This is a genomic window from Bhargavaea cecembensis, from assembly GCF_001619585.1.
Taxonomy (GTDB): Bacteria; Bacillota; Bacilli; order Bacillales_A; family Planococcaceae; genus Bhargavaea; species Bhargavaea cecembensis_A.
In genome coordinates, this window is sequence record NZ_LQNT01000009.1 from 87578 (window position 1) to 102334 (window position 14757).

General features: G+C 54.2%; 17 protein-coding genes. 1 reads left to right on the top strand and 16 read right to left on the bottom strand.

Features of this window, described 5'->3' with window-relative positions:
* Position 1: 1 nt before the first annotated feature.
* The 11 genes from AV656_RS04110 to der form a co-directional block, all read right to left on the bottom strand.
* The gene (locus AV656_RS04110) at positions 2 to 976 is read right to left on the bottom strand and encodes a polyprenyl synthetase family protein (RefSeq protein WP_063179192.1); all 975 of its coding nucleotides are present in this window, start codon (positions 974 to 976) and stop codon (positions 2 to 4) included.
* 30 nt (positions 977 to 1006) lie between these two features.
* Positions 1007 to 1708 carry a demethylmenaquinone methyltransferase gene (locus AV656_RS04115; protein ID WP_063179194.1) on the bottom strand — a complete coding sequence of 234 codons (702 nt, stop codon included), beginning with the start codon at positions 1706 to 1708 and terminating at the stop codon, positions 1007 to 1009.
* A gap of 5 nt (positions 1709 to 1713) precedes the next feature.
* A complete protein-coding gene (locus AV656_RS04120) occupies positions 1714 to 2505 on the bottom strand; it encodes a heptaprenyl diphosphate synthase component 1 (protein WP_197462203.1) in 792 nt (263 codons plus the stop codon).
* 69 nt (positions 2506 to 2574) lie between these two features.
* Positions 2575 to 2796 carry a trp RNA-binding attenuation protein MtrB gene (mtrB, locus tag AV656_RS04125; protein ID WP_063179198.1) on the bottom strand — a complete coding sequence of 74 codons (222 nt, stop codon included), beginning with the start codon at positions 2794 to 2796 and terminating at the stop codon, positions 2575 to 2577.
* Positions 2797 to 2865: 69 nt separating this feature from the next.
* A complete protein-coding gene (gene folE, locus AV656_RS04130) occupies positions 2866 to 3435 on the bottom strand; it encodes a GTP cyclohydrolase I FolE (RefSeq protein ID WP_063179200.1) in 570 nt (189 codons plus the stop codon).
* A gap of 232 nt (positions 3436 to 3667) precedes the next feature.
* On the bottom strand, positions 3668 to 3940 hold the full coding sequence (locus AV656_RS04135; RefSeq protein WP_008297005.1) for an HU family DNA-binding protein: 273 nt from the start codon (positions 3938 to 3940) through the stop codon (positions 3668 to 3670).
* Between the two features lie 366 nt (positions 3941 to 4306).
* Complete coding sequence (gene spoIVA, locus AV656_RS04140; protein ID WP_063179202.1) at positions 4307 to 5785, bottom strand: stage IV sporulation protein A; 1479 nt, start codon at positions 5783 to 5785, stop codon at positions 4307 to 4309.
* A gap of 74 nt (positions 5786 to 5859) precedes the next feature.
* Complete coding sequence (locus AV656_RS04145; protein WP_063179204.1) at positions 5860 to 6567, bottom strand: hypothetical protein; 708 nt, start codon at positions 6565 to 6567, stop codon at positions 5860 to 5862.
* 5 nt (positions 6568 to 6572) lie between these two features.
* Positions 6573 to 6773, bottom strand: a complete 201-nt coding sequence (locus AV656_RS04150) for a DUF2768 domain-containing protein (protein WP_063179205.1) — start codon at positions 6771 to 6773, stop codon at positions 6573 to 6575.
* Between the two features lie 30 nt (positions 6774 to 6803).
* Positions 6804 to 7826 (bottom strand): NAD(P)H-dependent glycerol-3-phosphate dehydrogenase, encoded by a 1023-nt coding sequence (locus AV656_RS04155; RefSeq protein WP_063179207.1) that lies wholly within the window; start codon positions 7824 to 7826, stop codon positions 6804 to 6806.
* A 22-nt stretch (positions 7827 to 7848) separates the two neighbouring features.
* Entirely contained in the window at positions 7849 to 9159 is a 1311-nt protein-coding gene (gene der / locus AV656_RS04160; protein WP_063179209.1) for a ribosome biogenesis GTPase Der, read from the bottom strand.
* A gap of 309 nt (positions 9160 to 9468) precedes the next feature.
* Between der and AV656_RS04165 the strand changes: the two genes are divergently transcribed.
* Positions 9469 to 9804 carry a L,D-transpeptidase gene (locus AV656_RS04165; RefSeq protein WP_063181208.1) on the top strand — a complete coding sequence of 112 codons (336 nt, stop codon included), beginning with the start codon at positions 9469 to 9471 and terminating at the stop codon, positions 9802 to 9804.
* 98 nt (positions 9805 to 9902) lie between these two features.
* On the opposite strand, the gene rpsA is transcribed toward AV656_RS04165, so the two are convergent.
* The 5 genes from rpsA to sleB all read right to left on the bottom strand — a co-directional run bounded on the left by rpsA (position 9903) and on the right by sleB (position 14626).
* Entirely contained in the window at positions 9903 to 11057 is a 1155-nt protein-coding gene (gene rpsA / locus AV656_RS04170) for a 30S ribosomal protein S1 (RefSeq protein WP_156484832.1), read from the bottom strand.
* 94 nt (positions 11058 to 11151) lie between these two features.
* Positions 11152 to 11745 carry a lysophospholipid acyltransferase family protein gene (locus AV656_RS04175; protein ID WP_063179213.1) on the bottom strand — a complete coding sequence of 198 codons (594 nt, stop codon included), beginning with the start codon at positions 11743 to 11745 and terminating at the stop codon, positions 11152 to 11154.
* Positions 11745 to 12419 carry a (d)CMP kinase gene (gene cmk / locus AV656_RS04180; RefSeq protein WP_063179215.1) on the bottom strand — a complete coding sequence of 225 codons (675 nt, stop codon included), beginning with the start codon at positions 12417 to 12419 and terminating at the stop codon, positions 11745 to 11747. The genes AV656_RS04175 and cmk overlap by 1 nt, the downstream gene beginning before the upstream one ends.
* An 87-nt stretch (positions 12420 to 12506) precedes the next feature.
* Positions 12507 to 13796 (bottom strand): PepSY1/2 domain-containing protein, encoded by a 1290-nt coding sequence (locus AV656_RS04185; RefSeq protein ID WP_063179217.1) that lies wholly within the window; start codon positions 13794 to 13796, stop codon positions 12507 to 12509.
* A gap of 8 nt (positions 13797 to 13804) precedes the next feature.
* Positions 13805 to 14626 (bottom strand): spore cortex-lytic enzyme, encoded by an 822-nt coding sequence (sleB, locus tag AV656_RS04190; protein ID WP_063179219.1) that lies wholly within the window; start codon positions 14624 to 14626, stop codon positions 13805 to 13807.
* Positions 14627 to 14757 lie beyond the last annotated feature (131 nt).

The following is a 14757-nucleotide window of genomic DNA, read 5'->3' on the forward strand; positions in this document are numbered from 1 at the left end:
GTCAGAATTTCCGTTTTCCTATAAACTTTGCGATCCGGATCAGCGATTCCCGGTCCGGGACATCCGGCAGGGACTCCGCTTCCCGGAGCGCTTTCTCCAGGTACCGGTCGCTGATGCGCACCGATTCCCGGATGGCTTCAGAATCCCTCATGCTGTCAAGCAGCCTGCCCACGCCTTCCGGACCGAGCCGGCCTTCCAGTGCATCGAGCAGCTTAGGCCGGAGAATCGGATCGCGGAGCCCGATAATTGCCGGGAGGGTGATATTGCCGGAAAGAAGATCGCCTCCGGCCGGTTTGCCGAGCTGCTTTTCCGTTCCTGTAAAGTCGAGCAGGTCGTCTGTGATCTGGAAAGACATGCCGACATAATAGCCGAAGCGTTTCAGCTTCCTCACTGTTTGCGGGTCCGCACCCGACACGAGGCCGCCCAGCTCACAGCTGGATGCAATCAGCAGGGCGGTCTTCCGCTTGATCCTGCGGAGGTAATCCCTCAGATTCTGCTCCGTTGCGAACTTGTCCTCGATCTGGATGATCTCGCCGACGCAGATATCAATCATTGTCCGCGAGAGGACCCGGTGGATTTCCGGATTTTCCAGCTCTCCAATGATTTCGAGCGATCGTCCGAGAAGGAAATCACCGACATACATTGCTGCATGGTTTCCGTATATCGACTTAACCGTCCGCTCGCCGCGCCGCAGGTCGGCGTCATCGATGACATCATCATGGACAAGGGAAGCCATATGAATCAGCTCAAGCGGCACGGCAGCCTTTGCCGTGACAGCCGGGTTGTAATCGCCGAACTTGGATGCGAGCAGCGTGAAGACCGGACGGATCCGCTTGCCTCCCGAAGCAATCAGCGCCAGGCAGGCTCCTTCCAGCATCGGAGATCCCGAGTGGACCGACCGGTTCAGCTCCCGCTCTATATATTCGAGGTCCGGGCGGAACTCTGAGTAGATGGACTTGAGTTTCAACTTCTCCAAGAGAAAAACCTTCCCCGCTTTTTGTTCTCGTTATCTCCGTTTGTATCCGATGTGCCCCGCAGCCGCCCCGCCGCTGAACGGCTTGTAGCGGATGTTTTCAAATCCGGTATCCGCAAAGATTCCGGCAAGCATGCGCGCGTCCGGGAAAGTGTCTGCAGATTCCTGAAGCCACTGGTACTCTTTATAGCTCTTGGCAAACAGCCGGCCGAAAAGCGGCATGATGTGGTTAAAGTAGAGTTTAAAAGCCTGACGGTATCCGGGCAATGTCGGCTGGGAAGTTTCCAGACAGGCGATCATACCGCCCGGCTTAAGGACCCGGTGCATCTCGGAAAGCGCCTTTCCCAGATCAGGAACATTGCGCAGGCCGAATCCGACCGTGACATAGTCAAAACTGTTGTCCGGGAATGGCAGATCCATTGCATTCCCCTCGACAAGCCGGATGTTCGGCCGGTCTGCGGTCTTCTCTTTTGCGACGCTCAGCATATTGGCGGAAAAGTCGAGGCCTGTCACCTTGCCCGAAGGTCCCGCTGCATCGGCAAGCGCGATTGTCCAGTCCCCTGTGCCACAGCATACATCAAGAGCGGATGCTCCTTGTTCGACATTCATCTTTTTCATCATATCTTTACGCCAGGCCTTATGCATCTGGAAACTGATGACCGAGTTCATCGTATCGTAGTTATCCGATATCTTTTCAAACACGTCATGGACCCGTCGCTCTTTTGGTGTCTCCAAACTGCTCAATCCTTTTTTCCCGTCTGAATGGAAGCCGGTTCGGTGATCCCGTAGATTCCGGCAATTGCCGAAACCAAATCTCCTTTACGGTTTCCAAACGTTGCGGTTTCTTCAATCAGCCGGCCGGCGTGAAACCGGCGGCAGCGGTCCAGAATCCGTGCCGCAGCCGCCGGTTTGCCGTTGACGCCTCCCGAACGCAGGAAGGCATCCAGAAACGGCGTGCGCCCGCCTTCATGGAGAATTCCGGCCTCAGCATTGAGCCGCAAGGCGGTCAGCCCGTGGCGGGCTGCCGCCTCATAGGACCCGTACCCCCGTTCCATGAGGAATGCGGAAACCGTCCCGGCTTCAATTGTTTCGACGTACGACAAAAGGTGTTCCGGCGAATCTCCTTCACGGTGTTCATAAAGCCGGATTTTCCTTTCACTCATCTCGGTGACCGACGTGGAGAGGCTGCGTATCAGCCGGATATCTTCCATTTCCGCAAGGATGCGGTAGTGGACGCCACTGTAGTAGTCCCCGGCCAGGACGGTCAGCTGGCCCTGCCGGCTTTCCGATGCTTCACGGCCGATCGAATCGTGGGCAGAGAAGGCGGCATATAGCGCTCCTGCCGCGACAGCCGACAGCCGGTCCTCCTCCACCCACCGTTCGCCAAACAGTTTCGGCATCAGAAGGGAAGCCAGGACCGGTACCGGGACAACAGGCCGGCCCGTATGCTTAAGAAGCGTACGGTTCGCCAGCACGCGGCTGATTTCATCGTTCAATTGTTCAACTTCTGTATGTAAACTTGTTGGATTCATCTTCCGCCGCTCCATTCCACACGGATCTGACGGTTTACCGGCCGCCGTCCGGACAGCCGGAGCAGCCCGTCATTTCCGTGATTCGCCCTTCACCACGCCATGCGCGGTATGCACTTCCGCATCGCCCCGCACTTTAATGGCAGATACATGCTCGGTGAACTGAGCGACCAGTATTTCGCCGCTGTCCAGTTTCTCCGAATGACCGAATTTAGTGTCCGCCCCGCGGGTAAGGCCGATGACCTGGACACCGTCTTCCTGGGCTTTGATGACGACATAATCGTTTTGTGCCATGTTCAGTCTCCCATCTATAATCTTTCATATCATATCACAGTAAGGAACTGGCCCGCAAAATGCCGGCGGTCAGGACATCTTGATGAGCGAAATGACCTCCGCCCTCTTGCTGTCATCCTGGTCAAAAACCCCGCGTGCAGCTGCGGTGACCGTCTTGGAACCCGGTTTCCGGATGCCCCGCATCGTCATGCACATATGCTCTGCTTCGACAACAATGTAGACCCCAAGCGGATCGAGCATCTCGGTCAGTGCATCTGCCACTTCCGCAGTAATCCGCTCCTGAAGCTGCGGCCTGCGGGAGACGGCCTCGACTGCCCGGGCCAGCTTGCTCAGGCCTGCCACTTCACCATTGCGCGGGATATAAGCCACGTGGGCCTTTCCGTAGAACGGAAGCAGGTGATGCTCACACATTGATTGGAAATGAATATCTTTAACGAGGACCAGCTCATCGTGGTCTTCATGAAATACGGTCTTAAAATACTCCCGGGGATCTTGGCCGATGCCCCAGAACACTTCTTCATACATTTTGGCTACCCGTTTCGGCGTATCCAGCAGACCTTCACGATCCGGGTCATCCCCGACCGCCTCAAGAATCAGCCGGACCGCTTCTTCAATTTTCCCATGGTCCACTTTTCCCATTATCGTCCCTCCATATACGGAAAACACTTGCCGTAAAAGGCGCTGCAGCACGCCCGGCTTCTTTTCCGAATCACTCCTAAATGTTAGCACAACCGGGGGCCGGGTACAATTCACCGGTTCCTCCCGAAATCTGGGGCTTCATTCCCTCTTTTTGGACACTATTCAGGATATATAAAAGGACGGTCCCTCTTCCGGAACCGGAAGTGTGGGACCGTCCTATGTAGTCAGGATATCACTTTACCGCATCTTTGAGAGCCTTTCCTGGTTTGAACGCAGGAACCTTGCTCGCAGCGATTTCGATTTCCTCACCCGATTGCGGGTTGCGGCCTTTGCGGGCTGCGCGCTCGCGTACTTCAAAGTTGCCGAAACCGATCAGCTGGACCTTCTCGCCCTTGGCAAGTGCGTCGGAAATTGTGCTGAATACGGATTCAACAGCGTTAACCGCGTCTTTGCGGGAGAGACCAGTCGCTTCCGCTACGGAGTTCACCAAATCTGTCTTGTTCATACCATTCACCTCCTCTCAAAGAGAAAGTTTGCTTAAGCATGTTCAAACTGTATCATAACCAAACCCGCACCGCAACAGGTTTCACGGGCTTTCCGGGCGTTTTGGGGCCCTGATTTCCATGCTTCCCCCGATTGAAGGATGCTAAACTGCCGGATTGTCATTTTTCGTTCAAAAAGTGCGAAAATGCAGTCTGGTTTTCAGCAAAAAACATAGGCCTGCCGGCAGTTTGCTCAAAGGTTCGGTTCTCTGCAGCTGATCATCTTCTATTATCTCAGGGCGCTGGTACACGATGAACCGGCTGAAGCCCGTTTTCCGGTTACGGTTTCCAATACAAAAAAGGCACCTCCACAGGTGCCGGGGATGAGTTCATAGGATGAACGTAACCATGCCTTTGTTTCCGTCGTTGACCATCTGCTCCATGGTTTCGCGGATCCGGTTTCTGGCGCGTTCCGGTACCGCCGTTGTCTTGAAGCGGATGCTTTCTTTCATCACTTCATGCAGCGGTGTGCCGAACAGCTGGGTGGACCATAGGGCCTCCCGGTCGTTCAGATAAGCCTCTTTCAGATCCTTGAGCAGCTGGAGACTGTGGAATTCTGATCCGATGAGCGGCGAGAACTCGGCTTCCATGTCGATCCTCATAATATGGAGTGACGGAGCCTTGGCCTTCATCCGGACGCCGAAAAAGTTGTTTTGCTTGATGAGTTCCGGAGGCGTCGGTTCAAAGTCGTGTATTACCGGGAGGGTGACCCCGTATCCCGTTTTCTTGGCGGATTCGATTGCTTCTTCATACTGGCCGAACGCTTCTTTCGACTTGACCGCGTCGCGGATGAACAGCAGCCAGTCCTTCTTCGTCCGGATCGGTTCTCCCATCATCTCGTCGCATACTTCGTGGAAAACGCCATCTTCAGTTTCGACGAGGATGTTCGCCTTGCCCTGTCCGGCATCGACACTGACCACTTCCGCACGGCGGACAAAATCCTCTTCCTGAATGGAAGCGGCAAGCCGCTGGACATCACGGATCTTGGAAACCGCGGACAGCCCATCGTCGAGCCTGCTTCTGATGGATGTGTTCAGATAATGATCGTCTGCCAAGACATCCATCCACTCGGGTTTCTGCAGCTCGATCTCGGAAATCGGGAACTCGAATAGCGCTTCCTGCAAGATCAGCTGGATCTCGTTGGCATTCAGCTGATCCGCGCTGATGGCGATGACCGGCACTCCGTACTTATCCGTCAGTTCGTCGCGGAGTGCGACGGTTTCTGAGTGGGCAGGCATGCGGCTATTCAGGACGATGACAAACGGCTTTCCGATTTCTTTCAGCTTGCCCACGATCTCTTCCTCAGCCTTTAGTGCGGCAGCCCTCGGAATGTTATTCACCGTGCCGTCCGTCGTCATGACGATACCGATTGTCGAGTGATCCCGGATGACTTTGTCGGTGCCGATGCGCGCGGCTTCCTCGAACGGCACAGGTTCATTGTGCCAAGGCGTATGGACGTATTTCGGACCGTCATCATCCATATGGCCCTTCACGCCGTCAATCACATACCCGACACAGTCCGCAAGGCGGATCTGGAATGTCAGGTCACCATCGCCGACCGAGATGCCTGTCCCCCGTGCCGGGACAAACTTCGGCTCTGCCGTCATGATGACCGGGCCAGGCGAACTTTGCGGCAGCTCATCCTGCGCCCGGTTCCTGTCCGCTTCCTCGACCATGTTTGGAATGACGACTTCTTCCATGACCCGTTTTACGAACGTCGACTTCCCGACCCGTACCGGGCCGACAACGCCGATATAGATATCCCCGTCGGTGCGTTTTGCCAATTCTTCATACAATGCTTCGCTCAAACCTTTCGCCCTCCTTTTCTGCGCAATTCATTGTATGCACGCAAAAAGCGCTTCATGCAAAAGCACGAAGCGCATTATTTTTCTGTCATGAAGATCACTTGGCCTTCTTCATCGACCGTGTAAGGCAAGCTGTATGCAGGGAGGACCGGGTTCTCATCGTAAAGGATATGCCGGATATCCTCTCCAGGTTCAACATCGGCTTTTCCCGCATTAACTGCATCGTGAAGGTCTGCTGTGTAGTCAATATAGAAATCACCGTCCGAAGACAGGATAATCGGAAGCTCCCGTTCGCTGTACGGACTTTTCACTGTCGGCGCTTCCCGCAGGCCCATCGCGGAGAAGTTCGGCATGAATACGTCGGCTGTCAGCATCTCTTCGATCGGTACATGGCCGTTGATGCCCTTGCGGAGATTCAGCTCCCGGATTCTCTCGGGTCCGTGCAGATCGACGAGCTTTACTGTCGGGTTTTCTTCTGCGTTCATGATGACATACTGATAGATTCCTCCGGTTTCATAGGCATTGGATGGAATCTTCTCAAGATGGGCCGGTACGATTTTGGAGAAATCGATCGGATACTTGATGAACGCGTCCACTTCCTGATCCCGTGTCTTGATCGGCAACAGGCCTCCGCTGTTTTCGCGGTACTGCTCGACCGCAGACTGGACGGCCCTCAGCTGCTCCTCATACGGTATCGTGGTTTCGGCGCGTTCGTTGTCGGGATACATGCATCCCGACAACAGGAAAATGGCGGCGAAAAGCATGATGATCCAACGTTTTTTCATGCCGGTCATCCTCCCGTCGGTCCGCTGAAGACGATATAGACCATCGAGAAGAAACCAAAGAGGAGCAGCAGCCATGCTGTGAGGCTGAACAGGAATTTCAATAGTTTATTCTTAAGCTTATTGCGGCTGATCGTGATGAGGAGCATGCAGACGAACATTGCCCCCATTGCATAGAATGACAGCCACATTTTATCCAGGGATGACAAAACGGGTCCACCTTTCAGGCCCGGTCAGATTCAGGACCAACCGGCCAGATCTTCTGTTTCATGTTTTTTCATGCGGCCCATGAGAAGGTCCACCATATCACGCGGCTTTTCCCCTTCGAACAGGACGGCATAGAGCGCTTCGGTTATGGGCATCGGTACGCCGCATTCCACGGATAGCTGATGGGCAGCTTGTGTCGTCCTGACACCTTCGACGACCATCCCCATGCTGTCGAGCACCTCTTCCAGACTCTTGCCCTGGCCCAGCATATTGCCTGCGCGCCAATTGCGGGAATGCACGCTCGTGCACGTCACAATCAGGTCACCGAGGCCGGAAAGGCCGGAAAAAGTGAGGGGGTTGGCCCCCATCGCGACACCGAGGCGGGTGATTTCTGCCAAGCCCCGGGTGATCAGGGCAGCCTTGGCGTTGTCACCGAAACCCAGCCCGTCCGTAACGCCCGCAGCAAGCGCAATGACATTTTTTAGAGCACCGCCAATTTCGACACCAACCACGTCATCATTTGTATAAACGCGGAAGTCCTGATTCATGAACAGGTCCTGAATCTGCCTTGCGTGCTCCATGTCCTTTGCGGCGGCCGTCACGGTGGTCGGCTGGTTACGGATCACCTCTTCGGCATGGCTCGGCCCGGACAAAACGACAATGCCTTTGCAGACCGCCGGGTCCAGTTCCTCTTCCATCACTTCGCTGATGCGCATGTGCGTATCGGGTTCAATTCCCTTCGAAACATGGGCGAACAGGACAGGCCTGTCCAGAACCCCGTTCAGTGTCCTGCAAACTTCCCGGATCCCCTTGGTCGGGACGGCCATGACAATGACGGATGCCCCGTTTGCCGCTTTGGCGAGGTCGTGGTCAGCCTTGAGTGATTCCGGCAGAACGGCCCCCGGGAGGTATTGTTCATTTGTATGCTGTTCCGTTATTTCTGACGCCTGCTCTTCCCGGCGGGACCAGAGCGTGCAGTCGTGCCCGTTGGATGCAAGGACGGCGGCCAGGGCGGTGCCCCAGCTGCCGGCACCCAACACGGATACTTGATTCATTGCTTTCAAATCCTTTCCGTCATCAGCTGCGTTTTCTTGTGATGAGGCGGATCGGCGTTCCTTCGAACCCGAAGGCCTCTCTGAGCTTGTTCTGAAGGAACCGCTCGTAGGAGAAATGCATGATTTCCGGATCATTGACAAAAACGACGAATGTCGGCGGCTTCACCTGAACCTGTGTCATATAGTAGATCCGGAGCTTGCGTCCCTTATCGGACGGGGCAGGATTCCTTGTCACGGCATCTTCGATCACTTCGTTCAGGATGCTGGACTGGATGCGCAGCGCGTGGTTTTCACTAACCATGTTGACGGTTTCAAGGATGGCCAGAACGCGCTGTTTTGTCTTTGCGGATACGAAGACAATGGGTGCATAGTCCAGGAACTGGAAATTCTTCCGGATCTCTTCGGTCATCCGGTTCATCGTCTTCTCGTCCTTTTCGACCGCATCCCACTTGTTTACAACAATAATGACACCGCGGCCGGCATCATGTGCATAGCCGGCGATGCGCTTGTCCTGTTCACGGATGCCCTCTTCGCCGTTCAGTACGACGAGGACGACATCGGATCGCTCGATGGCACGGAGTGCACGGAGGACGCTATACTTCTCGGTCGATTCGTATACTTTTCCCTTTTTGCGCATGCCTGCCGTATCGATGACTTTGTACTTCTGGTCATCGTGGACAAAATCGGAGTCGATTGCGTCCCTCGTCGTACCGGCGATATCGCTGACAATGACCCGCTCTTCTCCGAGGAAAACGTTTGTCAGGGAGGATTTGCCGACGTTCGGACGTCCGATCAATGAGAATCGGATGACGTCATCTTCAATCCTCTCCTCCTCGGTTTCAGGGAAGCTGCGGACCACTTCATCCAGCAGGTCGCCCAGGCCAAGCCCATGAGAACCGGAGATCGGGAATGGTTCGCCGAAACCGAGTGAATAAAAGTCATAGATCATGTTCTGCATGTCGGGATTATCAATTTTGTTGACGCCGAGAACGACCGGTTTCTTTGTGCGGTAAAGGATTTTCGCTACCTGCTCGTCCGCTGCTGTCACCCCTTCACGGCCGTTCACCAGAAAGATGATCACGTCGGCTTCGTCCATCGCGATTTCAGCCTGTTGCCGGATCTGCTCCAGGAACGGCTCGTCCCCGATGTCGATGCCTCCTGTGTCAATCAAGTTAAATTCATGGTTCAGCCACTCTGCGGGGCTGTATATCCGGTCTCGCGTCACGCCCGGGACGTCTTCGACAATCGAGATCCGTTCGCCGACAATGCGGTTAAAGATCGTTGACTTGCCGACGTTCGGCCGCCCCACGATCGCTACAATCGGTTTGGTCATCTGTTCCACCCTTCCGGTTTCTTCTTGTGTCATTATACAACAAAACATTTCAGTAAACAGATGTTAGCATTTAGTTTCACAAAACGTTGATATTACGGCATTTCTGAACATTTGAATATCCGGTCTGTTTTTTAAATAAACTTATTTATCTCCTATTATTATGGGGCTTCCGGGGGGCATTTACATAAGCTGCGAATGGTTTCAGCTGTCCTATGTTGCATTTAAAACAGAGTATACCCAAAAGTGCTCTTTAAGCAGGTGTCACTCATCACTTTTGCCTTCATACAACCTAAAAAGGAGTTGGTCCTCATCGTCAAGTGGATTGATGTTTCTGTTTTAAAACATCAATTGAAGCTTTTTGACGGGAACAGGCTGATCAAGATCTACCCTATAGGGGTCGGAAGAATACTGACACCCACACCGGACGGGACCTATACGATCATTAACAAACAGCGTAATCCCGGAGGGCCGTTTGGTGTGTTTTGGATGGGATTATCAAAGCGTCATTATGGTATACACGGCACAAATAACCCATCCTCCATCGGTAAGCATGCCTCACATGGATGTATTCGGATGCATAACCGTGATGTACTGGAATTGTCGGCCCAAGTTCCAATTGGAACCAAGGTCACCATTCATAGATAACGAGTTCATGTATAGGCAGTCTGGACCCGGATCTGCAAAAAAAACGGTAATGGCATGTAAATCGCCATCACCGTGTGTATTAGCTAATTAGATTTAAGTCAGTCCTGGAAGCCTTTCAGCTTGTCGCCGATCACATCGCTGATCGAGAAGCCTTTGGATTCTTCCGGCATCTCGTATTCGTCAGGCTGGGCTTCGCGGCGGTCTTCGCGAGGGAGCGTCTCCTTGATGCTGAGGGAGAGGCGCTTGTCCTGCTTGTTGACGTCGAGCACCTTCACCTGGACGGTCTGGCCTTCTTCAATCACTTCATGAGGCGTGCCGATGTGGTGGCGGGCCATCTGTGAAATGTGGACAAGTCCTTCCACACCCGGGAATACTTCGACAAATGCACCGTAGGAAACGATGCGTTTGACAACACCGTCAAGAATAGAGCCCTTAGGCGCTTTTTCCTCGATGTCTTCCCATGGTCCCGGGAGCGTTTCCTTGATGGATAGAGAAATGCGTTCGTTGTCGCGGTCCACAGAAAGGACTTTGACATTCACTTTGTCGCCTTCGGACAGGACATCACTCACCTGCTCGACGTGACCATGCGCAACCTGGGAGATATGAACAAGTCCGTCCACGCCGCCGATGTCGACGAATGCGCCGAACGAAGCAATGCGCTGGACAGTACCTTCGATGACATTGCCTTCCTGGATGTTGTTCAGGACTTCACCTTTCTGGGCGTCCTTCTCCTCTTCGATCACGGCACGGTGGGAAAGGATCAGGCGGTTTTTCTCCTTGTCCATCTCCACGATCTTGAACGTCATTTCACGGCCCTTGTAGTCGTCGAACGACTCGACATAGTGGTCTTCCACAAGGGAAGCCGGGACGAAGCCGCGGACGCCGAGGTCCACAACGAGGCCGCCTTTGACGACGTCCTTCACTTCGGCAGTGATCGTTTCATTGCTGTCAAACTTCTCCTTCAGGCTATCCCAAGCAGCTTCTGCATCGACTTTACGCTTCGACAGAACGAAATTCTCATTATCGTTTTCTACTTTGAGGATGATGAGTTCCAGGGTATCGCCAACCTGGACTGCATCGGACGCCTTTTCTATATGGAGGCTCGACAGTTCGCTGATCGGGATGACACCGTCAAACGGTGCTCCGGGGATGGTAACCGTCACCGATTTATCTTCGATCTTTTCAACTTTCCCCGTTACGCGATCTCCTGTTTTGAAGTCGCGGATTTCTTGCTCTTCCATGTGTTGTTCCATGTTTTTCATCTCTTCACTCATGCCTAAGTCCTCCTCCATAAAGGTTCCTTACCCCATTTTATTAGAAAACGCCTGTAAAAACAAAATATTATGCTTATTTGCCCGATTTTTCTTTTTCTATCAGCAGGCGTATTTCTTCCATAATTGCTTCCGTCACTTCTTCGGCTCCCGCTTTCCGCTCCCTGAACGGCGCCATATCAAGCGGGCTGCCGTAGCGGACCTTCACTTTCCGGAATGGACGATAGGGCCCGATGATTGCGCACGGAACGACGACTGCGTCGCCGCCCTTCAATGCGAAAAAGCCGGCTCCGGACATGCCCTTGCCGAGGGTCCCATCTTTGCTCCGCGTTCCTTCCGGAAACATCCCCACGACCTGCCCGTCTTTCAGCAGGCTGAGCGCCGTGCGGATGGCGTTCCGGTCACTGAGCCCGCGTTTGACCGGGAAGACGTGAAGGTTCGGAAGCAGGTTTTTCAGGATCGGAGCTTCAAACAGCTCCGCCTTTGCCATGAAATTAATCGGGCGGGGTGCAGTGATGCCGACAACCGGGGGATCCAGATCTGCAATATGGTTCGCACAGACGAGGACGCCTCCGGACTCGGGAAAATGTTCGGTCCCCTTCACGTCCAGCCGGTACAACGGCTTGAGCACACCGTATACGACCGACTTTGCGAAATGATAGAAGTCCATCAGTCCACCTTCTCCCTGACAAGCTCCATGATCGCCTCCGCCGCCTCACTGATTGACATCGAAGTCGTATCAAGCAGGACTGCGTCTTCAGCCTGCGTGAGAGGGGAAACTTCGCGCTCACTGTCTTTCTTGTCCCGGAGCGCAATTTCATGTGCCAACTGCTCAAGAGAGGACTCAAATCCGCGGCTCAGGTTTTCTGCATGACGCCGGTGTGCGCGCTCCTCGACGCTGGCCGTCATGAAGATCTTCAGTTCTGCATCCGGCAGCACAGCCGTTCCGATGTCACGCCCGTCCATCACGACACCGCCCTCTTCAGCCATCTTACGCTGTGCATCTACCATATAGGTGCGCACGCCGGGATGTGCAGAAACGGCTGAAACGCCATTTGTCACGGCAGCTGTGCGGATTTCGTCCGTCACGTCACGGCCATCGAGCCAGACGGTCTGGCCATTCTCGCCGGCCCTGAGGACAATCTCGGTACCCGGCAGGAGCGCTTCCACATCGGCGGCCTTGTCCAAATCTATGCCCGCTCCAATCGCTTTATACGTCAGCGCCCGGTACATTGCGCCCGTATCAATATATGTATAACCTAATTTCCCGGCCACTAACTTCGCAATCGTACTTTTTCCCGCGGCGGCGGGTCCGTCGATCGCAATGCGGATTTCGTTCGTCATCTCGTTCAACTCTCCTCAAGTCAATTCGACCCCATTGTACCATACAAAAAAATGAAAAGCCCCCGATGGCGGGGACTTTTCACCGGTTCAGTCCAGGATTTCGCTCTTTAGCACTTCTCCCGTCTCAGTGTCGACCATGAGCCTGTAAGTGTCCGTTCTGCCGCCTGTCTTCTTGGTGACAATCAGAAGGTGACAGAGCCGCTGGACAAGTTCACGGTTGGCGGTATATCCGAGCTCCTCTGACTGGACCTTAGTCCCGTCCGCGAAGAATTCTTCCGGATCAAATGGATTGATCGGCTGGGCCTTCAGATTCTCTTTCTGGATGTACTCCATTGCATTGACACCGAGCACTTCACCGTCATCCTTCGCGAGCTTCACCTGGACGCCGTCGGCAAACACCTTACCGCCGGTATCGGGATCCACCCGTACAAAGCTCAGGTGCCAGAAGTGACTGTTTTCCCTGGCTTCTTCGTAGACAAGGTCCTCATATCCGGCCTGCCGGAGGAAATCTTCCGCGCGCTTGCGGATGTCTGCCTCAGGCAGAACGTCTTCGCCCACCGGCCGCTCAATCAGAAGAGACAGCAGGTGACCGCCGCGTTCGGTAAAGTCAGCATAGCCGATCCGCGCGCCGTCCTGGAAGCGGATATGATAGAACGGGTACGGCGCATCCGGTTCGCTCTGGCTTACATGAATGGTTGCGCCGTCATAATCCGGGAAGAGCTCCTTGAACCGGCCGAGCGCACCGTCACGACCGATCGGCTTATCCTCCAGATGCTTAAGATCTTTTTTCTTCTGCTCATCATGCTCACTTGTGGTCAGCGGGAAGTCACTCTCGGAGTAGGTCTTGACTGCCTGTCCGAGATTGGCCCAGCGCTTGTCCGGCTCTTCGCTTTCAAGCTGTGCAAACCAAGTGTCCGGACCGGTACCGCCGGCGAACATCCCCTGCGTTGCGGATGACCATTCGTTGGAGAATTCATTAAGGTTCGCCGCAGCATTGCCTAGCGCCTTTTCCCACTTGTCCTGTGGAATTGCGCCGGTTTTGGCCAGTTCTGCATAATCTCCGAGCCTTGTGAGGTAATTCATCCATTCCGTAGTAAACTCACGGTCGAGCGGCAGACCGGAAATGTTATTCCGGATCTCCGAGGACAATCTCCAGATGTTGTCAAACGGCTCTACTGCCGCAGTTTGGTCTTGGTAAAGCAGAACTTTCCTGACTTCCTGCTCCAATTGGTTCATCTGCTCGGTCGCCTCAGTCAGTTGGTCAGTGTACTGACCATTCAGCACCAAAGTGAGCCTTTCATTTTTGGCGGAGGCTGACCAGGAGAAGATGGCCAGCGCGGCAACAGTATACGCGAGTACAAATATCAGTTTTTTCATGGAATCCCTCACATGCAGAAGATATGCTGCCCGATTTTTTTGATATGTGGCCTTGACCAGATCCATTTGCTTGTTGCCGTGACCGGGTTAAAATAGTAGATGGCATTTTCTGAGGGGTCCCAGCCGTTAATGGCATCGATGACGGCCTCTTTGGCCCGCTCGTTAGGGGTAAGCCAGATTTGTCCGTCTGCAACCGCCGTAAAGGCAAGGGGCTGGAAGATGACACCGCTCACAGTGTTCGGGAAGTCGGCATGCTCCACACGGTTCAGAATAACCGCCGCAACGGCGACCTGCCCTTCATACGGCTCGCCGCGTGCTTCCCCATACACCGCATTGGCCATCAGCTGGATATCCTCATCGCTGTAGCCGGCAGGGAGGTTGGCGGTCTGGTTGGCGGTCTGGTTGGCGGTCTGGCCGCCAGCTGCACCGTTGCCCCCGCCTTTTACCTGGGCTTCAAGCGGTGTGCCACCATAATGGGTGAATGTCTTGCCTGCTGCGATATTGTCCATGACAAAGTCTTTGTGATACTTTGATACGGATACCAGCTTTTCTTTTGTCGCTGCTCCTGCCACTCCGTCAATCGGAAGGCCGTAATCCTGCTGGAAGTTCCGGAGTGCCCAGTAGGTCCCGTAACCGAACTTTCCGTCAATCTTCCCGTCATAGAATCCCGTCCATTGAAGGCGTGCCTGCAGTTCGATGACATCATCGCCGAATGCGCCGCGTCCAATGTTCTGCGCGGTGAACGCGTCCTTGCCGGCCGGTACGGATAAGGCCAGGACCAGAACCAGCACAGCCAGGACGGGCCTGCGATTTCGGCGCGCCGATTTCATTTGCACATGAATCCCTCCTGTAGTTTCCATCGCCCGACCCGGTAAATTCCGGGAGGGTCTTTTGCATAGCGTGTACAAAAACAGGGGGATTATAAACAGGGAAAGCGTCAAATGAGAAAAGTTTGCTGTTG

What these genes read in the sequence shown, in the direction of transcription:
- AV656_RS04120 (WP_197462203.1), bottom strand. Translation starts at nt 2,505, where the DNA reads ATGAATCCAACAAGTTTACATACAGAAGTTGAACAATTGAACGATGAA.
- mtrB (WP_063179198.1), bottom strand. Translation starts at nt 2,796, where the DNA reads ATGGCACAAAACGATTATGTCGTCATCAAAGCCCAGGAAGACGGTGTC.
- folE (WP_063179200.1), bottom strand. Translation starts at nt 3,435, where the DNA reads ATGGGAAAAGTGGACCATGGGAAAATTGAAGAAGCGGTCCGGCTGATT.
- AV656_RS04135 (WP_008297005.1), bottom strand. Translation starts at nt 3,940, where the DNA reads ATGAACAAGACAGATTTGGTGAACTCCGTAGCGGAAGCGACTGGTCTC.
- AV656_RS04145 (WP_063179204.1), bottom strand. Translation starts at nt 6,567, where the DNA reads ATGAAAAAACGTTGGATCATCATGCTTTTCGCCGCCATTTTCCTGTTG.
- AV656_RS04155 (WP_063179207.1), bottom strand. Translation starts at nt 7,826, where the DNA reads ATGAATCAAGTATCCGTGTTGGGTGCCGGCAGCTGGGGCACCGCCCTG.
- der (WP_063179209.1), bottom strand. Translation starts at nt 9,159, where the DNA reads ATGACCAAACCGATTGTAGCGATCGTGGGGCGGCCGAACGTCGGCAAG.
- rpsA (WP_156484832.1), bottom strand. Translation starts at nt 11,057, where the DNA reads ATGGAACAACACATGGAAGAGCAAGAAATCCGCGACTTCAAAACAGGA.
- AV656_RS04175 (WP_063179213.1), bottom strand. Translation starts at nt 11,745, where the DNA reads ATGGACTTCTATCATTTCGCAAAGTCGGTCGTATACGGTGTGCTCAAG.
- cmk (WP_063179215.1), bottom strand. Translation starts at nt 12,419, where the DNA reads ATGACGAACGAAATCCGCATTGCGATCGACGGACCCGCCGCCGCGGGA.
- AV656_RS04185 (WP_063179217.1), bottom strand. Translation starts at nt 13,796, where the DNA reads ATGAAAAAACTGATATTTGTACTCGCGTATACTGTTGCCGCGCTGGCC.
- sleB (WP_063179219.1), bottom strand. Translation starts at nt 14,626, where the DNA reads ATGAAATCGGCGCGCCGAAATCGCAGGCCCGTCCTGGCTGTGCTGGTT.